We start from the raw sequence: 17286 nt of genomic DNA on the forward strand, positions 1-17286 counted from the left end.
CAGCGATGGCTTACTGTGGATCGACCGCCGGTGCTGGTGGCGCGAGCGGTGCAGGCTGGGCATTGGCTGCTGCGGTGCCGGCGACCATTTGCCCGCTGGTCAGGTTGAGCTCCTGACCGTGCAGGTTCTTGATCATCACCTCGACCTGGTTGAAGGCCATTTCCACGTTGTTCTCGCGGAAGCTCAGGGCGATCCGCGTGAGGATTTCATCGGTGGCGGCGTTGCGGTCGCCCAGTTCACGCACATGGAAGCGCAGTTCGTAGTCGAAGGTACTGGCGCTGATGGTCAGGAAGAACAGCAGCGGCTCCGGGTCGCGCAGCACCCGCGGGTTCTCCAAGCAGGCCTGCATCATCAGCTTGCGCGCCAGTGGCAGGTCGGTTTCATAGGCCACGCCGATCTTCACGATCACCCGGGTAACGGTGTCGTTGAGCGACCAGTTGATCAGTTGATCAGTGACGAAGGTCTTGTTCGGCACGATGATTTCTTTGCGGTCGAAATCGGTGATGGTGGTGGCGCGGATGCGGATCTTGCTCACGGTGCCGGACAGGTTGCCGATGGTCACCACGTCGCCGATGCGCACCGGGCGCTCGAACAGGATGATCAGGCCGGAGATAAAGTTGGCAAAGATCTCCTGCAGGCCGAAGCCGAGGCCCACCGACAGCGCCGCGACCAGCCATTGCAGCTTGTCCCAGCTGACCCCGAGGGTCGACAGGGTGATGACGAAGCCGATGCCGACAATCGCGTAGGAGAGCAGGGTGGTGGTGGCGTAGGCGCTGCCTTGCGCCAGCTTCAGCCGTGACAGCACCAGCACTTCGAGCAGCCCCGGCAGGTTGCGCCCGAGGGCCACGGTGATGCCGACGATGATCAGCGCGCCCAGCACGTCGCTGAGGCTGATCGGCGTCATGGTGAGCGCCTCGCCGCTGCCGCTGCTGTATTCATACAGGGTGATGTTGTCGAGGTAGGCGAATACCGAGATCAGGTCCGCCCATACCCAATACAGGCCGAGGAGGAAGGTGCCGAGCAGGGCCAGGCGGATCAGGCGCAGCGACTGCTGGTTGACCTGCTCGATGTCTAGGGTCGGCTCTTCGATCACCGCTTCGCCGCCTTCGCCGCCTTCCTTGCTTTGCGCCTGGCGTTTGCTCAGGGCGCGCTGGTAGGCCAGGCGCCGCGCGGCGACCGACAGGCCGCGAATAAAGGAGGCCTCGATGACCAGCCAGAGCATCAGCAGGTAGAGGGTGTTGATCAGCCGATCCGTCAGCATCAGCGCGGTGTAGTAGTAGCCGAGGGCCATGGCCACGATCAGCGCCAGCGGCAACAGGCTGAGCGCCAGGCCGATCAGCATGCGCAGCGGCGAGGCATGTTCACGCACCTGGCCGCTGAGCAGCAGCTTGTACAGCAGCCCGGCCATCAGCGCGTAGCAACTGAGCACCACGCCCAGGCCGATCACGTCGTCGCCCAGGCTGGCCGGTTGATGCTTGGCCACGGTTACCACCGCCACCAATGCCATCACCACTAGGCCGAGGCGACGGATCTGCCGGTGCAGGAAGGCCACTTGTGGACGATTCCAGCGGAAGTGCAGCTCGGCCACGCCGCCGTCGGAAAGAATCCGGTACAGGGTGTAGAAAATCAGCCAGGCATGGGCCATCTGGTACAGCGCCGCACCCATGTTGACGTTCTGGCCGCGCGCATCCATCTGCAGGGCATAGCCGCAGAGCGCCAGGAACAGCGTGCCGGGCAGGGCCAGCAGCAGGTTGAGCAGGATCGCCATGGGCGTGTGCAGCTGGCTGTCACGCTTGTAGTGGCCGATGTCCTGGTGCAGCTCGCCGAGCTTGCGGTACAGGTAGCCGCGGCGCCACAGCAGCCCGCCAATCAGCAGCAGCAGGGGCAGAAACAGCAGCGGCTGCTTGGTCAGCCCGGCCCACAGTTGGTGCAGGCTGGAGCCCCACGGCAGCACTGCGATCTGGCGTTCGAGCAGGCGCGGTACCGACATAAACCATTCCAGGTCCAGTGGCTTGTTGCTGGGAATCCAGAACATCTGCTCGTCGAGGGTCTTGCGCAGCGCCGCCGAGGTGCTTTGCAGTTGTTTCTGACTCAGTTGCAGGGTGATCGACTCATTGAGCAGGGCGTTTAACTCACGGTTGAGGCGGTCAATCAGCTCGCTGCGGGTGCTGATGATCGCCAGCAGGTCGGCGCGCAGGCTCGGCTCGCTGACGCTGACCTCGCTGCCCTGTTCGCCGAGCAACTGGTCAACGTAGGCCGTGGGGCTGCTGATGCTCTCGCGCTGCTGGTTGAGCTCGAACTGGTACAGGCGCAGGTCGGCAATCTGGTCGGCCAGGCCGCGGTCGATGCTCAGGGTCGGCAGTGCCTGTTTCTGTTGATAGAGAATGCGCGACAGCAGCAGGCTGCCTTGCAGCACACTGATCTGCTCTTCCAGGGCCTGGTCGCTCTGGTTGAGGCTGTCGAGCTGCTGCTTGGTCTGCAGGTTCTGTTGGGTCAGCTGGTTGAGCCGCTCGGTGGCGCGCAGCAGGTAATCGGACAGCTTCAGGTTGAGGGCGCTCTCGCGTGCCAGCAAGGTGCCCGGGCCGGCCTTCTCGGCCTCGCGGGACTGTTCGGCCACCGTCTGCTGGGAGAAAGCCCGGCGCTTGTCGTTGATCAGGGTCTGTAGGTCGAGCAGTTCCTGTTCGAGGCGGCGGATGCGCTCTTCCAGAAGCATCCGCCGGCTGTCGGCGAGGTCCTGCAGCAGGCTGTTGCCGGCCAGCTCCTGGCGGTGCAGCTGGGTTTGCGCATGCAGTTGCGCGAGTTCGGCATTCAGCTGGTCGCGGCGCTCGTTGCTCAGCGGCTTACTGCTGTCCTTGCCGGTCTTGAGGATGTTGTTGATGGCCTGGGTGCGGGTCTGGCTGTTGCTGATCGCGGCCTGGGCGCGTTCCGGGCGGGTTTGCGCGTTGATGATCTGGCTGTTGGCCTCGATCAGCTGGCGCTGCCATTCGCCGAGTTGGTTGTTGCGCTCGGCCAACAGCTGCTCGAGCTGTGGCAGCTGGCTCTTGGCGTAGCGCTGACTGGCCAGGGTCGGCTTGCTGGCTTTCAGTCGCTCGAATTCGCGCTTGGCTTCGTTGGTCAGCCGTGGGGCCTGCTGCAGCTGCTTCTCCAGGTCGAGCAGGCGCTGTTCGCTGTCTGCTTGATCGGCCAGCAGCTCCAGGGTCTTTTCCAGGGTCTGCTTGACCAGCAACTGCTCGGCTTCTGGCAGCTTACGGTCGGCCAGTTGGTCCAGGCTGCGCTGCACGTCCGCGCTCTTCGGCGGTTCGGCGGCGTGCAGCAAAGGGGCGCTCAGGCACAGCCCGAGCAGTGCGGCGGCAAAGTAGGTGCGTAGAGAAGGCATAGTGGCGATCGTAAGGCTCGAAAGAGGCTGAGTTTAACAGGCGCTTGCCGGGACGCCTGTGCAGGTGTCTCAGCAAGCTCTTTGAACAGCATTTTCCAGTAAGGTTCTTACAGGAATAATCCCGGGCCCGGACGGCTGCCCTCGGGGAACTTGACCCCGACTTTACGGATTTTGTTGCCTTCCATCGCGGCCACGGTCCAGGTCAGGCCCTGCCATTCAACCTGGTCGCCGATCACCGGCTGGCCACCGATCTGGTGCGCAATAAAGCGGCCCAGGTGCAGCTGCCCTTCGGCACCTTGCAACTGCAGGCCATAGAGGGCGGCCACGGCGTTGAGCTGGGCATCGCCTTCGAGGATAAAGTCACCGAAGAAGCGCAGGTCGAGGCCGCGGGTCGGCGCTTCGATAAACAGTTTGCCCAGGGTTGGCAGGTCATGTTCATGGCCAACCACGCACAGCACGTCGCCGGCTTCCAGGGTGGTACTGCCCGAGGTGTGTAGCAGTTCGCGGCCGCGGAACAGCGCGGCGATGCGCGTGCCTTCGGGCATGCGCAGGTCGCGCAGCGGCGCGCCGATGCACCATTTTTCCGCGCCGAGGCGGTAGATAAACAGCTCCCACTCGCTGGTGGGGTGGGTTTCCAGGCCGGCGCGGGAGATTGGCGCAGGGTCCGGCGGTACGGTGACTTTCAGCAGCTTGGCCGCCCACGGCAGGCTGGTGCCTTGTAGTACCAGTGACACCAGCACAATAAAGAAGGCCACGTTGAAGAACAGCTGGGCATTCGGCAGTCCGGCCATCAGCGGGAACACCGCGAGAATGATCGGTACCGCGCCGCGCAGGCCAACCCAGGCGATAAAGGCTTTCTCGCGGTCGTGGAAGGCGCGAAACGGCAGCAGGCCGAGAAACACCGACAGCGGCCGGGCGAACAGGATCATCCACAGCGCCAGGCCCAGCGCCGGCAGGATGATCGGCAGCAGCTCGCGTGGCGTAACCAGCAGGCCGAGTACTAGGAACATGCCGATCTGCGCCAGCCAGGTGAGGCCATCAAGGATATGCAGGATGCCGTGACGCGAGCGGATCGGCCGGTTACCCAGCAGCAGGCCGCACAGGTAGATGGCGAGGATGCCGCTGCCGCCGACGGCGTTGGTGACGGCGAAGATCATGATCCCGCCGCTGACCACTAGCAGCGGATACAGGCCGTTGGCCAGGCTGATGCGGTTGATCACCTGCAGCAGCAGCCAGCCGCCACCGAGGCCGAGCAGGCCGCCGATGCCGAATTGCTGGATCAGGTGGACGACGAAGGTCCAGTTGAAGCCGGATTCGCCGCTGGCGAGCATCTCGATCAGGGTGACGGTGAGAAACACCGCCATCGGGTCGTTGCTGCCGGATTCGATTTCCAGGGTGGCGCTGACCCGCTCGTTGAGGCCGCGCCCGCCGAGCAGGCTGAATACCGCCGCGGCATCAGTGGAGCCGACGATGGCACCGATCAGCAGGCCTTCCAGCAGGCTCAGGTTGAACAGCCAGGCGGCGGCTACGCCGGTCAGTCCGGCGGTGATCAGTACGCCGACGGTGGCCAATGATAAGGACGGCCACAGCGCCACGCGAAAGCTGGAGACACGCGTGCGCATGCCGCCATCCAGCAAAATGATCGCCAACGCCAGGTTGCCGACCAGATACGCCGTGGAGTAATCGTTGAAGAAAATGCCGCCAGGGCCATCGGTGCCGGCGAGCATGCCGACCACCAGGAAGATCACCAGAATCGGGATGCCGAAGCGCGAACCGAATGCGCTGACAAGAATGCTCATGGCCACCAGCAATGCACCGATCAAGAACAGATTATTGATGGTGCTGGCATCCAAGGCGCGTACTCCGTGCGGGTTGGTTGAGTGCGCCACTATGCATGGCGCGTGCCAGAGATTCTAACCGCTGGCTGCACCCGCCGCTCAAAAAAAACGCCCCGCGTTCAGCGGGGCGTCAGGTCTCAAGCCAGTTGAGTTTTAGAACCAGGCGTCCTGCATATTCAGGCAGGTTCCATCGCGGGCTTCGAGGATGGCCAGGTCGTGGTGGCAGCTCGGCACTTCCCAGGTCAGGAAGTAGCGCGCCGCCTGCAGCTTGCCCTGATAGAAGTCGACATCGATTGCTTCACCCTTGGCCAGGCCTTCTTCAGCGCGGATCGCCTGTTCCAGCCAGCGCCAGCCGATGACCATATGACCGAATACCTTGAGGTACAGCGCCGAGTTGGCCAGGCCCTGGTTGACCTTGCCGCTCATCAGGTCGCCGAGCAGGGCCAGGGTCACGGTCGACAGGCGCGCGAGCAGTTGCTCCAGCGGCTGGCGTAGCTCGTTGAGCGAGGCATGGGGCTCGGCGCGCTGGCAGGTGCCCTGGATCAGCTTGACCAGTTGCTTGAGCGCCGCGCCGCCGTTCATCGACACCTTGCGCCCGAGCAGGTCGAGCGACTGGATGCCGTGGGTGCCCTCGTGGATCGGGTTGAGGCGGTTGTCGCGGTAGTACTGCTCCACCGGGTATTCGCGGGTGTAGCCATGGCCACCGAGAATCTGGATCGCCAGTTCGTTGGCCTTCAGGCAGAACTCCGAAGGCCAGGATTTGACGATCGGCGTGAGCAGGTCGAGCAGTTCCAGGGCGGTCTTGCGCTCTTCCTCGGTGGCCAGGGTCTGGGTGTCGTCGAACAGCCGTGCGGCATACAGGCCGAGGTCGAACGAGCCTTCGACATAGGCCTTCTGGGTCAGCAGCATGCGCCGCACGTCGGCGTGCTCGATGATCGCTACCTGCTGGGAGGCCGGGTCCTTGCCATCCGGCAGGCGACCCTGCGGACGGTTGCGCGCGTAGTCCAGCGAGTACAGGTAGCCGGCATAGCCGAGCATCACCGCGCCCATGCCGACGCCGATGCGGGCCTCGTTCATCATCTGGAACATATAGTTGAGGCCGTGATGCGGCTTGCCCACCAGGTAGCCGACGCAGCCGTCGTTATCGCCCCCCGCGTTATCACCAAAATTCAGTGCGGTGGAGGTGGTGCCGCGCCAGCCCATCTTGTGGAACAGGCCGGCGAGGATCACGTCGTTGCGCTTGCCCAGGCTGCCGTCATCGTTGACCAGGAACTTCGGCACGATAAACAGGCTGATGCCTTTCACCCCGGCAGGCGCATCCGGCAGCTTGGCCAGCACCATGTGCACGATGTTTTCCGACAGCGGATGGTCGCCGCCGGAGATAAAGATCTTGTTGCCCTTGAGCCGGTAGCTGCCATCGGCGTGCGGCTCGGCCTTGGTGCGAATGTCCGACAGCGACGAGCCTGCATGCGGCTCGGTGAGGCCCATGGTGCCGAAGAAGCGGCCGTCGATCATCGGCTGCAGAAAGCGCTGTTTCTGCTCTTCGCTGCCAAAACTCTCGATCAGGTTGGCCGCGCCCATGGTCAGGAATGGGTAGGAGGTGGTCGCGGCGTTGGCCGACTGGAAGTGGCAGAAGCAGGCCTGCGACAGCAGGGTCGGCAGCTGCATGCCGCCGGCTTCGAAATCCCGCGCGGCGTTGAGGAAGCCGGCCTCGAGGAAGGCGTCCACCGCCGGTTTGACTTCCGGAATCAGCACCGCGCCGCCGTCGACATACTGCGGCTCGTTTTCGTCGTTCTTGCGGTTGTGCGGGGCGAAGAATTCTTCGGCGATACCGCGTGCGGTGCTGATCGCCGCATCGAAGGTCTCGCGGTTGTGGTCGGCGAAGCGCTCGCGCTGGGTCAGGGCTTCGGCGTCCAGCACTTCGTAGAGCTCGAAGGCCAGGTTGCGGGAACTGAGCAGGGTCTCGGACATGGAAATACCTCCGGTGGCAATGCGTCGAGTCTAAGCAGCTCCAGGCGAGGCACCCAGCACTATCAATAAGCGTGATAACAGGAGCCTGTTCAGCCTTACGCGTCGAAGCCGCGTGCCAGTTCAGCGGTAAGCGCTGCGGCACCGATGCTTTTGCAGCCGCTGGCGTTCTGTCCGGACCAGAGTGGCGAGAAATCACCGCTGCCATTGGCTTCGGCCTTGCTGCGCAGTGGCGCGATGGCCGCAGTGGCCAGCGGAAAGCTGGGGGCGGCGGCGCTGAGCGGGCCCAGTTCGCGCATCACCCGGTTGACGATGCCGCGCGCCGGTCGGCCGCTGAACAGGTTGGTCAGGGCCGTGTGCTGCGCGGCCGGGCTGCGCAGGGCGGCGCGGTGGATGGCGCTGGTGCTGGCCTCGTCGCAGCACAGGTACGCGGTGCCGATCTGCACCCCAGCCGCGCCGAGGGCCATGGCCGCACGCACACCCTGGGCGTCGGCAATGCCGCCGGCGGCGATCACCGGCAGGCGCACGGCTTGGACGATCTGCGGCAGCAGGGCAAAGGTGCCGAGCTGGCTGCTTAGCTCATCGCTGAGGAACATGCCGCGATGGCCGCCGGCTTCCAGGCCCTGGGCGATGATCGCATCGACGCCCTGGGCTTGCAGCCACAGCGCTTCCGCCACCGTGGTCGCCGAGCTGAGCACCTTGGCTCCGCAGGCTTTGACTCGTGCCAGCAGCTCGGCCGAGGGCAGGCCGAAGTGGAAACTCACCACCGCTGGGCGAAACTCATCGAGCAGGTCGGCCATTTCGGCATTGAACGGCAGGCGGCCGGGGCCGTTGGCGATAGTCGCCGGGTCGATGCCGAACTCGGCGTAGTAAGGGCTCAAGGCCTCGCGCCAGGCGGCTTCCTGTTGCGGCTGGGGCGCTGGCGGGGTGTGGCAGAAGACGTTGAGGTTGTAGGGCTTGCTGGTTTTTTCGGTGAGCGCCTTTAGTTCATTGCGCAGCCCGGCCACGTCGAGCATGGCGCAGGGCAGCGAGCCCAGCGCGCCGGCGTTCGACACGGCCGCCGCCAACCCATGCAGTTGCACTCCAGCCATCGGCGCTTGAATCAGCGGAAGGTCGATATTCAGCAGGCGTTGCAGACGCATAGGGACAATCTCCATGTCAGTGGGTAGGCCGGGCGATAGCTGGCTGCGGAATTCTAATCCAAGCAGGTAAACTGTGCGGCCACAGGAGTCTGCCTAGATGAACTACCGCCACGCCTTCCATGCCGGCAACCATGCCGATGTGCTGAAACACTATGTCTTGAGTCGTCTGATCGCCCTGCTGTCGCGCAAGGAGGCTCCGTTCGCCTACCTCGACAGCCATGCCGGCATCGGTCTGTATGACCTGCGCGGCGACCAGGCCAGCCGCACTGGCGAGTGGCTGGAAGGCATCGCGCGGCTGTGGCAGGCCACGGATGTGCCGGACCCGCTGCTGGATTATCTGGAAGTGATTCGCGCGATGAACCCGGATGGCGAGCTGCGCCATTACCCCGGCTCGCCGGAGCTGGCGCGCTTGCTGACCCGCGAGCAGGATTGCCTGCACCTGAATGAGAAACACCCGGAAGACGGTCGCCTGCTCAAGGAAAACATGCGCGGCGACCGCCGCGTCGCGGTGCACCTGGGGGAGGGCTGGCATGTGCCGCGCGCCCTGCTGCCAACTCGCGAGAAGCGCGCGCTGCTGTTGATCGACCCACCGTTCGAGCAGGTTGATGAGATGGAGCGCTGCGCCCAGTCCCTGAGCGAAGCCATCGGCCGTATGCGCCAGGCGGTGGTAGCGATCTGGTATCCGATCAAGGACCTGCGCCAGCTGCGGCGCTTCTACAGTGACCTGCAAAAGAGCAAGGCACCCAAGCTGCTGCGGGTGGAGCTTTACGTGCATTCCACCGATGAGGCCGCGCGACTGAACGGCTCCGGCCTGGTGATCAGCAATCCGCCCTGGGGCCTGGAAGACGAGCTCAAGCAGATCCTGCCCTGGCTCGCCCAACTGCTCGGGCAGACTCAGGGCGGCTGGCGCATGGACTGGCTGATCGAGGAAAGCAGCGGCAGCTAGCAGTGCGTTGAAAAATGTAGGCGAGGCAGGCAAGACAAGGCAAAAACGGCCGAGGAAGCGGAGTTTACTGGCTGTAAATGAGCATTCCGAGGCCGCTTTTAACGCAGTATTGCCAACGCAGGTAGTTTTTCAGCGCACTGCTAACGGCTCTGGCTGGGCTCGACAAAATAGCTGAGTTGCTGGCGTGGGTTGAGGTATTCCAGCACCTCGCGCGGCAACTGCGCCGGGCGCAGGCTCTTGTCGATACTCAGGCGTGGTTCCTGCTCCAGGTCGAGGATCAGCGCCTCGTTCTTCGGTACGGCGGCGTCATAGACAATCAGCGTCGGTTTCAGCGGCTGGCTCGGGTTCATGCCGAGCACCAGGCCGTAGCGCTGGTCGTCCAGTTGCACCAGGCTGCCCGGCGGGTAGATGCCCATCACCCGGATAAAGGCTTTGAGCGCCACCGCGTCGAAGCGCGTGCTCTGCTGCTTGAACATCAGCGCCAGCGCCTCGTGCGGGCTCAGGCCATCGCGCGGGTTGAGCGGGTTACACAGGTTGTCGAACTGGTTGGCGATGCACACCAGGCGGCTTAGCCGGCCAATGGCGGCCTCGCGCAGCTGGCGCGGATAGCCGCTGCCGTCGCAGTACTCGTGGTGCTCGTTGATGATGCGCAGCACCTCGTCGTCGAGCATCAGCTTGTGGCCCATGCGCAGGCCGAACTCGCAGTGCAGTTGCAGCAGCTGTTGTTCCGGGCGGGTCAGCGGCTCGCTTTTCAGCAGCACCTTGCTCGGCACTTCCAGCTTGCCGACATCATGCAACAGTGCCCCCATGCCGAGGACATGACAGTCCTCGCTGTCCAGGCCGAGTTGGCGGCCGAGCAGCAATGCCAGCACCGTGACGTTCAACGAGTGAAAGTAACTGTCTTCGGCGGCCTTGCTGTTGATGCTGTGCAGCACCACGCCGCTGCCGCCGAGGAGGGCCTCGACCATCGCGCCGACAATCTCGCCGGCCTGCTTGCTGGCATCTTCCGGGCGGCTGCGCAGGGTCTGGTTAAGCGTTTTGACTTGCTGGCTGGCCTGGACGAACTTGCGGTCGACCTCGGCCAGGCGCTTGCGCAGCGCCTTGAGCTTTTCCGCACGGGCCTGGCTGGCCTGTTCGGCCGGGCTGGGCGGGCTGACAACCGGCTGTACCGGGGCCACTGGTTGCGGCGCGCTCAGCGGCGGGCAATCGCTGCGTGCCGGGTCGTAGCGCAGGCGTTCCAGACCGAGGGCGCGCAAGGCGCTGATCTGCGCTTCATCCTTGATCTTGAAGTTGCTGAAGGCAAAGTTGTGTTCCCACCAGGCCAGTTCGAGCTGGATATACAGGCCGACACACAGCTGATCGGGGGATATGTAGGCGGAGGTCGCAGGCATGCGGGTATCGGCACTGGTGGCTATTGGCTTGCAGTCTAGCGGTTTGCCCATGACCTGGCAGTAATCTGCAATGAGTTCTGCGGGGCTTAGTTTTTTCGCAGTTCTTGCTCGACCTCATCAGCCCAAGCCAGCCAGGATTGCTCGCCGAGAATGCCGCGGCGCAGGGTCAGGTAGGGCAGGCGCAGGGCCTTGCGCTGCTCGGCAGGCAGGGCCTGGTAGTCGCGCTCGATGCTGAGCAGGCTGTCCAGGGTCTTGCGGTGCACGGCTACATGGCGCTGCATTTCCTCGCGCAGGTTGTCCAGCGAGGTATGCGCGCCGGCGTAGAGTTTGACCAGCAGCGCATCGTTGATTTTGTTCGGCTGCACCGGTTCGCCCAGCCAGCGCAGCAGCTCGGCGTGGCCGGCCGGGGTGAGGCGGTAGTTCTTCTTGTCCGGGCGGGTTTCCTGGGCTTGCGCCTCGAACTCCAGCCAGCCGGCTTCGCTGAGCTTCTTCAGCTCCAGGTAGACCTGCTGGTGCTTGGCGTTCCAGAAATAGCCGAGGCCATCCTTGAAGCGCTTGAGCAGGTCGTAGCCGCTGCCGGGTTCGCTTTCCAGCAGGATAAGAATGGCGTGTTTAAGCGACATGGACAGACTTCGCGGGCTGATTGAAAGGGAGGTTTGCGATGTGCGGCAGTATACGGATTATGCAAAAAGTTGCATGGTCAGCAGGTGCTGTCTAGTATGCAAAAAATTGCATAACAACAATAACGCAGGAGCCACCCATGAAACGCACCGGTACCCGCTTCCGTTCGCGCCTGATTCAGGGCGATTACGATGCCATCATCATCGGCTCCGGCATCGGTGGCCTGACCGCCGCCGCGCTGCTGGCCAAGCTCGGCAAGCGCGTGTGCGTGCTGGAGCAACACTACACCGCCGGCGGCTACACCCACAGTTACGAGCGCGAAGGCTATGAGTGGGACGTGGGCGTGCATTACATCGGCGAGGTGCACAAACCCTGGTCGGCAATCCGCCGCATCTTCGATGTGATCAGCGACGGCAAGCTGCAATGGGCACCGATGGATGCCCACTACGACCGCATTGTCATCGGCGACCAGACCTACGACTACGTGGCTGGTCGCGAGGAGTTCAAGGCGGAGATGCTGCGCCACTTCCCCGATGAAGCGGTGGTGCTCGACCGTTATGTCGATCTGCTCAGCGAAGTCAGCGCCAAGGTGCCGCGCTTCTTCGCCGGGCAAGCCCTGCCGCGTTCGCTGGGCATGCTTTACAGCAAGCTGCGCCGGTTGTGGCTGCCGGATTACTTCTTCAAGACCACCCGTGAAGTGCTTGAAGGCCTGACCGACAATCAGCAGCTGATCGGCGTACTCACCGCGCAGTGGGGCGACTACGGCCTGCCACCGGCCGAAGCCGCCTTCGTTATGCACGCCATGGTCGCCAAGCACTACATCACCGGCGGCAACTACCCGGTGGGCGGCGCGATCAAGATTTCTGAGACCATCATCCCGCAGATCGAAGCGACCGGCGGCCAGGTGTTCACCTATGCCGGGGTCGACAAGATTCTGGTGGAGAACGGTCGCGCAGTCGGCGTACGCATGCAGAAGGATGGCTTCGAGATTCGCGCACCGCAGATCGTCAGCTGCGCCGGCCTGGTGCCGACCTATACCCGTCTGCTCGAACCACAGGTGGCCAGCGACTATGGCCTGTTGGAGCAACTGCCCAAGGTCAAACTGTCGGCCGCCACTCTGTGCCTGTACGCCGGCTTCAAGGGCAGCGCCGCCGAGTTGAAATTGCCGAAGACCAACTACTGGGTTTACCCAAGCCATGATCATGACCATAACGTCAGCAGCTTTATGGCCGGGCAGAACCCGGCGATGCCGCTGATCTATATCAGCTTCCCCTCGGCCAAGGACCCGGCCTGGGATGCGCACTATCCGAACAAGGCCACGGTGGAAATCGTCGCACCGACCCAGCCGCAGTGGTTCGCCCAGTGGAAGGGCAGCACCTGGGGCAAACGCGGTGCCGAGTACGAGGCGTTCAAGGCCGAGCTCACCGAGCAGCTGCTGGAAACCCTCTACCAACACCAGCCGCAACTACGTGGTGCACTGGATTTCTGCGAGCTGGGCACACCGCTGTCCACCGAGTGGTACCAGTGGAACGAGCAGGGCGAGATCTATGGCATCGACCACACGGTAGAGCGTTTCGAGCAGCACTGGATTCACAGCCAGACGCCGATCAAAGGTCTGTATCTGACCGGTGCCGATACGGTGACTGCCGGGGTGGGCGGTGCGCTGATGGCAGGGGTGCTGACCGCCACGCGCATGCTCGGCTGGCGCGGCTACAAGATTGCGGGGCTGTTGAAGAACTGGAAGCCGGCGCTGGCGGACGAGGCTCGCTCCGCGGCCGCGGGGGCTGAGGGCTAGGCCATTACATCGATACTGTTGCCCAGATTGGGCGGATTGCCTGAGGGGCTGGCTGGCGCGGCGAGCTGAACCAGGCTGGCGGCGCTGCTGGCCTGCAGTTCCAGAGTTTTGCGCAGCAACAGGAGTGAGGCCAGGGCGGAGGCTTGTGCCGCCGCCTGGGTGGAGACCTGGCTGATGTTCAGCTCCATGGCGTCTTCCTCTTCATCTGCAAAGGGTCAGCCCGGCAGGCAAACCCCGGTGCCGCCCAGGCCGCAATAGCCGCCGGGGTTCTTTGCCAGGTATTGCTGGTGATAGGCCTCGGCATAGTAAAAGGGCGGCGCGGCGCGGACTTCGGTGGTGATAGGGCCAAAGCCGGCCTTGGCCAGTTCGGCCTCGAACTGCGCCTGGCTGCTCTGTGCTGCGGCCAGTTGCTCAGGGCCGTAACAGTAGATCGCCGAGCGGTACTGGCTGCCGATATCGTTGCCCTGGCGCATGCCCTGGGTCGGGTTATGCGCCTCCCAGAATGTTTTCAGCAGTGCGGCGTAGCTGGTGACCTTTGGATCGAAAACCACCAGCACCACTTCGGTGTGGCCGGTCAGGCCGGAGCAGGCTTCGTCATAGGTCGGATTCGGCGTATGGCCGCCGGCATAGCCGACTGCCGTGCTCCATACGCCCGGTTGCTGCCAGAAGCGCCGTTCGGCGCCCCAGAAGCAACCGAGGGCAAATACCGCCTGTTCGAGACTTGTGGGGAACGGCCCCTGCAGCGCATTGCCATTGACGAAGTGTGCCGCCGGCACCGCCATGGCGTCGGCGCGGCCCGGCAGGGCCTGCTCGGCCGTCGGCAGTTCGAGTTTGTGGGCGAGTATTTGCGAGCGCAGCACCATGAGCCATTTCCTCAGCAGAAGCATGTGTGTCATAGACCGTTAGAAACCCAGCTTGTTACAGCTAGCCTCGGTTTGGATAGCGCTTGAGGCTTTCCAGCAGGTCACGGCCGGCGATGGGTTTGTCGAACAGGAAGCCCTGGCCAATATCGCACTGCTGGCGGCGGAGGAAGCTCAGCTGCGCGGCGGTTTCGATGCCTTCGGCCACCACCTTGAGTTTCAGGTTGTGCGCCATGGCGATCACCGCGGAGGTGATTTCCATGTCGTCCTGGTTCTCGGGGATGTCCTTGATAAAGCTGCGATCGATCTTGATCACGTCGATGGGGAATTTCTTCAGGTAGCTGAGCGAGGAATAGCCGGTGCCGAAGTCGTCCATGGCCAGGGTCAGGCCCAGGCTTTTCAAACGGCTGAGCTGGTGGCGGGTGTCGTCGGTGGCTTCCAGCAGCAGGCTTTCGGTCAGCTCCAGCTCGAGCAGGGCCGGGTCGAGCTGTTCCTCATGCAGGATGGCGGCGATTTCGCCGACCAGATCCGGGTCGGAAAACTGCTTGGGCGACAGGTTGATCGCCATCTGCAGTGGCTTGTGCCCGATCGCGATCAGCTGCTTGCTCATGCGGCAGGCCTGGCGCACCACCCATTTGCCGATCGGGATGATCAGGCCGGTTTCTTCCGCCACGCTGATAAATTTGTCCGGGCTGATCATGCCCTTGTCCGGGTGGTGCCAGCGCAGCAGCGCTTCCATGCCCAGCAGTTGGCCGCTCTTCAGGCACAGCTTGGGTTGGTAGAACACTTCCAGCTCGTTCTGCATCAGCGCGCGGCGCAGGTTGCTCTCGACGAACAGCTTGTAATGCGCCTCGGCGTTGAGCACCTCGGTAAACACCTGCAGCTGATTCTTGCCGTTGGCCTTGGCTTTGTGCAGCGCCAGGCCGGTGTGTTTCATCAGGGTCTGCGGGTCATCGCCGTGTTCCGGGGCGCAGCCCAGGCCGATGGAACCGGTGACATTGATCAGCTGGTTGTCGACAAACAGCGGCTTGTCCAGGGTGTGCAGGAGCTTCTGCGCCACCAGTTGGCTGTCGGCCTGGTTGGCGTCGAGCAGCACGGCAAATTCGTTGCTGGCAAAGCGCGCCAGCACGCTGCTGGGGTGCAGGGTGTTGCGCAAACGACGGGCCAGGCTGACCAGCAGCTTGTCGCCGGTCTGGTGGCCGAGGCTGTCGTTGATCCGCTTGAAGTTGTCGATGTCCACCAGCAGCAGGCTGATCGGTTTGCCGGGGTGCGCGGCAAAGTGTTCCTCCAGGGCGCGGATAAACGCATAGCGGTTGCCCAGCCCGGTCAGGTTGTCGCGAAAGGCCAGGCGCTCGATATGCTGCTGCGCCTGTTTGCTCGCGGTAACGTCTTCGTAGATGCCGATATAGTGGGTCAGGCTGCCGTCATCGGCATGTACCTTGGACAGCGATAACTGGCCCCAGTAAGGGTCGAGATTCTTGCGCCGGCTCTTGAATTCGCCCTGCCAGCTGTTGTGTTCGGCCAGGCTGGTGCGCGCGTCGAACAGCAGGTCACTGAGGTTTTCCAGGGCCGGAATGGCCGACAGGTGGTGGCCCTGAACTTCGCTGGCGCTGTACAGAGTGATGGCGGTGAAGCTCGGGTTGACGTACTCCACCAGGCCATCGCGGTCGAGCAGGATAAAGGCGCTTGAACTCTGCTCGACGGCGCGCTGGAACAGGTACAGGGCCGAGGTGGCGGTGCGCCGCTGCTGGCTGGTCAGCACCTGTGCGTACTGGTCGGCCAGCTCGCCGGCAAAGGCGATTTCGTCGGCCTGCCAGGTGCGTGGCGAGCCGATATGCTCCAGGCACAGCACACCGACCACTTCGCCGTCGATGCGCACGCTGGCGTCGAGCATGGCGGTGATGTCCATGGGCTGCAGGTAGCTGGCGCTCAACTCGCAAGTGCGCAGGTCGTGCTGGGCGTCGTGGGCATCCAGCGCGCGGCCGCTGTGCAGGGCCGTGAGGTAATGCGGGTAAGGGCTGGCATCGAGGCTGGCCTGGGCGACATGACGGCCCTGGTCAGCCTGGTACAGGGCCACCGATTGCAGCAGGTGGCCACTGAGGTTCCAGAGCCCGGCGCGGGCTACGCCATAGAGTTCGCAGGCACTCTTGGTGATCAGCTCGGCGGCTTCGCGCAGCGGGTTGCTGTCACCGTAGTGGTGGCGCGCCAGTTTGACGATCAGGCTTTGCTGGGCCTGCGAGCGCTGCTGTTGCTGCTGCAGTTCGGCCTGGCTGCGCTGGTACAGCGCGAGGGTGTGCTGGCTTGAGTCGAGTTGTTCGTTCATTACCAGCAAGTAGCCGCGCAACAGGTGCCGGCCATGCTGCCTGTAGGCTTCGCCCAACTCCATCAGGCTGAGGCTGCCGTGCGGGGTGTGCAGGCGGTATTGCACGCAGTAATGACGCTGTTGGTTGATCTGCTGCTGGATGGCATCGTGCAACTGGTAGCGCGCGCTCGGCTCCATCAGGCTGGCGTAGGGCGAGTCGAGCAGCGAGCAGAGCTCCTGGGCCGGCAGGCCGAGCTGCTGCTCGCAGCCCGAATCGAGGTACAGCAGGGTCCAGCTGGCTTCATTCAAACGCTCGAAACGCAGAAGGCCCAAGCGCGAGGGCACTGGCAACTGCGTCACAACCTCGGCCGCTAAACGACTTGCGGCATCGGGATGACTTTTCATTCGGTGGCTGGCTTCCAGTATGCTGACCGAGACGAGGGCTCAGCCCACTTAACTTATGGCGTCGGGTAAGGGTGCATCATGCAATTGCGACTGACAAGAAAACTAATAACCGCCGTGTTGCTGAGTAGTTGTGTGGCCGCCGCGCCGGCCTTGGCCAATGAGCCGGAAGCGGCGCTCAGCAGCGCCGAGCAAGGCGATTACCTGTTGGAGCTGAAGCGTCTTTACCTGACCCAGAACGAGCGCCAGGCGCTGTTCGCCCACTGCAACGATCTGCTGGAAACCTACGCCTTGCGCGCCGCCTATCAGGTCGGTCAGGCGCAGCGTCAGGACCTGCTGTATCAACTTAGCCCGGGTGAATCCGGCGAGTTGCTGCTACGCGAGGAGACCCGTGGCCAGCAGGGCACTGACATTGCCGTGCGCAACCGCCGTATCGGCGTGTTCGGTGCCGATCCGTTCGTGCGTTATGACTGCCCGGCGAGTGGCATCAGCTGCGTGCTGCACAACCCCAACGACGGCAGCCCGCTGCTGACCATCGTGCGCGATCATAAGGGCGCGGCCGAACTGGCCAAGGCGCTGAGCTTTCTGATCCGTAATCTGCAGAAGGGCTAAGCGCTTTCCTCATTTTTGCCGTTGTCGTAGAGC

At 63.5% G+C, this 17286-nt stretch carries 12 protein-coding genes and 1 pseudogene; 3 read left to right on the plus strand and 10 right to left on the minus strand.

Annotation, left to right across the window (positions count from 1 at the left end; all coding sequences use genetic code 11):
• Positions 1 to 10 precede the first annotated feature (10 nt).
• From mscK to WBK23_RS08160, 4 genes are all read right to left on the minus strand, one after another.
• Positions 11 to 3376, minus strand: coding sequence for a mechanosensitive channel MscK (mscK, locus tag WBK23_RS08145; protein WP_424483480.1), 3366 nt, complete (start codon positions 3374 to 3376; stop codon positions 11 to 13).
• Positions 3377 to 3483: 107 nt separating this feature from the next.
• Positions 3484 to 5229: a potassium/proton antiporter gene (locus WBK23_RS08150; protein WP_424483481.1), complete on the minus strand. Its 1746-nt coding sequence runs from the start codon at positions 5227 to 5229 to the stop codon at positions 3484 to 3486.
• Positions 5230 to 5367: 138 nt separating this feature from the next.
• On the minus strand, positions 5368 to 7185 hold the full coding sequence (locus WBK23_RS08155; protein WP_424483482.1) for an acyl-CoA dehydrogenase: 1818 nt from the start codon (positions 7183 to 7185) through the stop codon (positions 5368 to 5370).
• A 95-nt stretch (positions 7186 to 7280) separates the two neighbouring features.
• A complete protein-coding gene (locus WBK23_RS08160; protein WP_424483483.1) occupies positions 7281 to 8324 on the minus strand; it encodes an NAD(P)H-dependent flavin oxidoreductase in 1044 nt (347 codons plus the stop codon).
• A gap of 97 nt (positions 8325 to 8421) precedes the next feature.
• On the opposite strand from WBK23_RS08160, the gene WBK23_RS08165 reads away from it, so the two are divergent.
• Positions 8422 to 9270: a 23S rRNA (adenine(2030)-N(6))-methyltransferase RlmJ gene (locus tag WBK23_RS08165; RefSeq protein WP_424483484.1), complete on the plus strand. Its 849-nt coding sequence runs from the start codon at positions 8422 to 8424 to the stop codon at positions 9268 to 9270.
• A gap of 140 nt (positions 9271 to 9410) precedes the next feature.
• Here WBK23_RS08165 and WBK23_RS08170 read toward each other — a convergent pair whose 3' ends face one another.
• Together WBK23_RS08170 and WBK23_RS08175 are read right to left on the minus strand one after the other, a co-directional pair.
• The gene (locus WBK23_RS08170; RefSeq protein WP_424483485.1) at positions 9411 to 10661 is read right to left on the minus strand and encodes an HD-GYP domain-containing protein; all 1251 of its coding nucleotides are present in this window, start codon (positions 10659 to 10661) and stop codon (positions 9411 to 9413) included.
• An 86-nt stretch (positions 10662 to 10747) separates the two neighbouring features.
• Positions 10748 to 11284: a PadR family transcriptional regulator gene (locus tag WBK23_RS08175; RefSeq protein WP_424483486.1), complete on the minus strand. Its 537-nt coding sequence runs from the start codon at positions 11282 to 11284 to the stop codon at positions 10748 to 10750.
• Positions 11285 to 11421: 137 nt separating this feature from the next.
• Between WBK23_RS08175 and WBK23_RS08180 the strand changes: the two genes are divergently transcribed.
• On the plus strand, positions 11422 to 13077 hold the full coding sequence (locus WBK23_RS08180; RefSeq protein WP_424483487.1) for a phytoene desaturase family protein: 1656 nt from the start codon (positions 11422 to 11424) through the stop codon (positions 13075 to 13077).
• Here the strand turns inward: WBK23_RS08180 and WBK23_RS08185 are convergent.
• From WBK23_RS08185 to WBK23_RS08200, 4 genes and pseudogenes are all read right to left on the minus strand, one after another.
• Positions 13074 to 13265, minus strand: coding sequence for a putative motility protein (locus WBK23_RS08185; RefSeq protein ID WP_424483488.1), 192 nt, complete (start codon positions 13263 to 13265; stop codon positions 13074 to 13076). The genes WBK23_RS08180 and WBK23_RS08185 overlap by 4 nt on opposite strands.
• A gap of 27 nt (positions 13266 to 13292) precedes the next feature.
• A complete protein-coding gene (gene msrA, locus WBK23_RS08190) occupies positions 13293 to 13940 on the minus strand; it encodes a peptide-methionine (S)-S-oxide reductase MsrA (protein WP_424483489.1) in 648 nt (215 codons plus the stop codon).
• Positions 13941 to 14001: 61 nt separating this feature from the next.
• Complete coding sequence (locus tag WBK23_RS08195) at positions 14002 to 16260, minus strand: putative bifunctional diguanylate cyclase/phosphodiesterase (RefSeq protein ID WP_424483646.1); 2259 nt, start codon at positions 16258 to 16260, stop codon at positions 14002 to 14004.
• A pseudogene (locus WBK23_RS08200) lies at positions 16260 to 16644 on the minus strand (PAS domain-containing protein); the annotation flags it as partial. The gene WBK23_RS08195 and the pseudogene WBK23_RS08200, both read right to left, overlap by 1 nt.
• A gap of 78 nt (positions 16645 to 16722) precedes the next feature.
• Here WBK23_RS08200 and WBK23_RS08205 point away from each other — a divergent pair.
• Positions 16723 to 17253 (plus strand): hypothetical protein, encoded by a 531-nt coding sequence (locus WBK23_RS08205; RefSeq protein WP_424483490.1) that lies wholly within the window; start codon positions 16723 to 16725, stop codon positions 17251 to 17253.
• Positions 17254 to 17286: the final 33 nt, after the last annotated feature.

It is taken from the genome of Pseudomonas sp., from assembly GCF_049653025.1.
Classification (GTDB): Bacteria; Pseudomonadota; Gammaproteobacteria; order Pseudomonadales; family Pseudomonadaceae; genus Aquipseudomonas.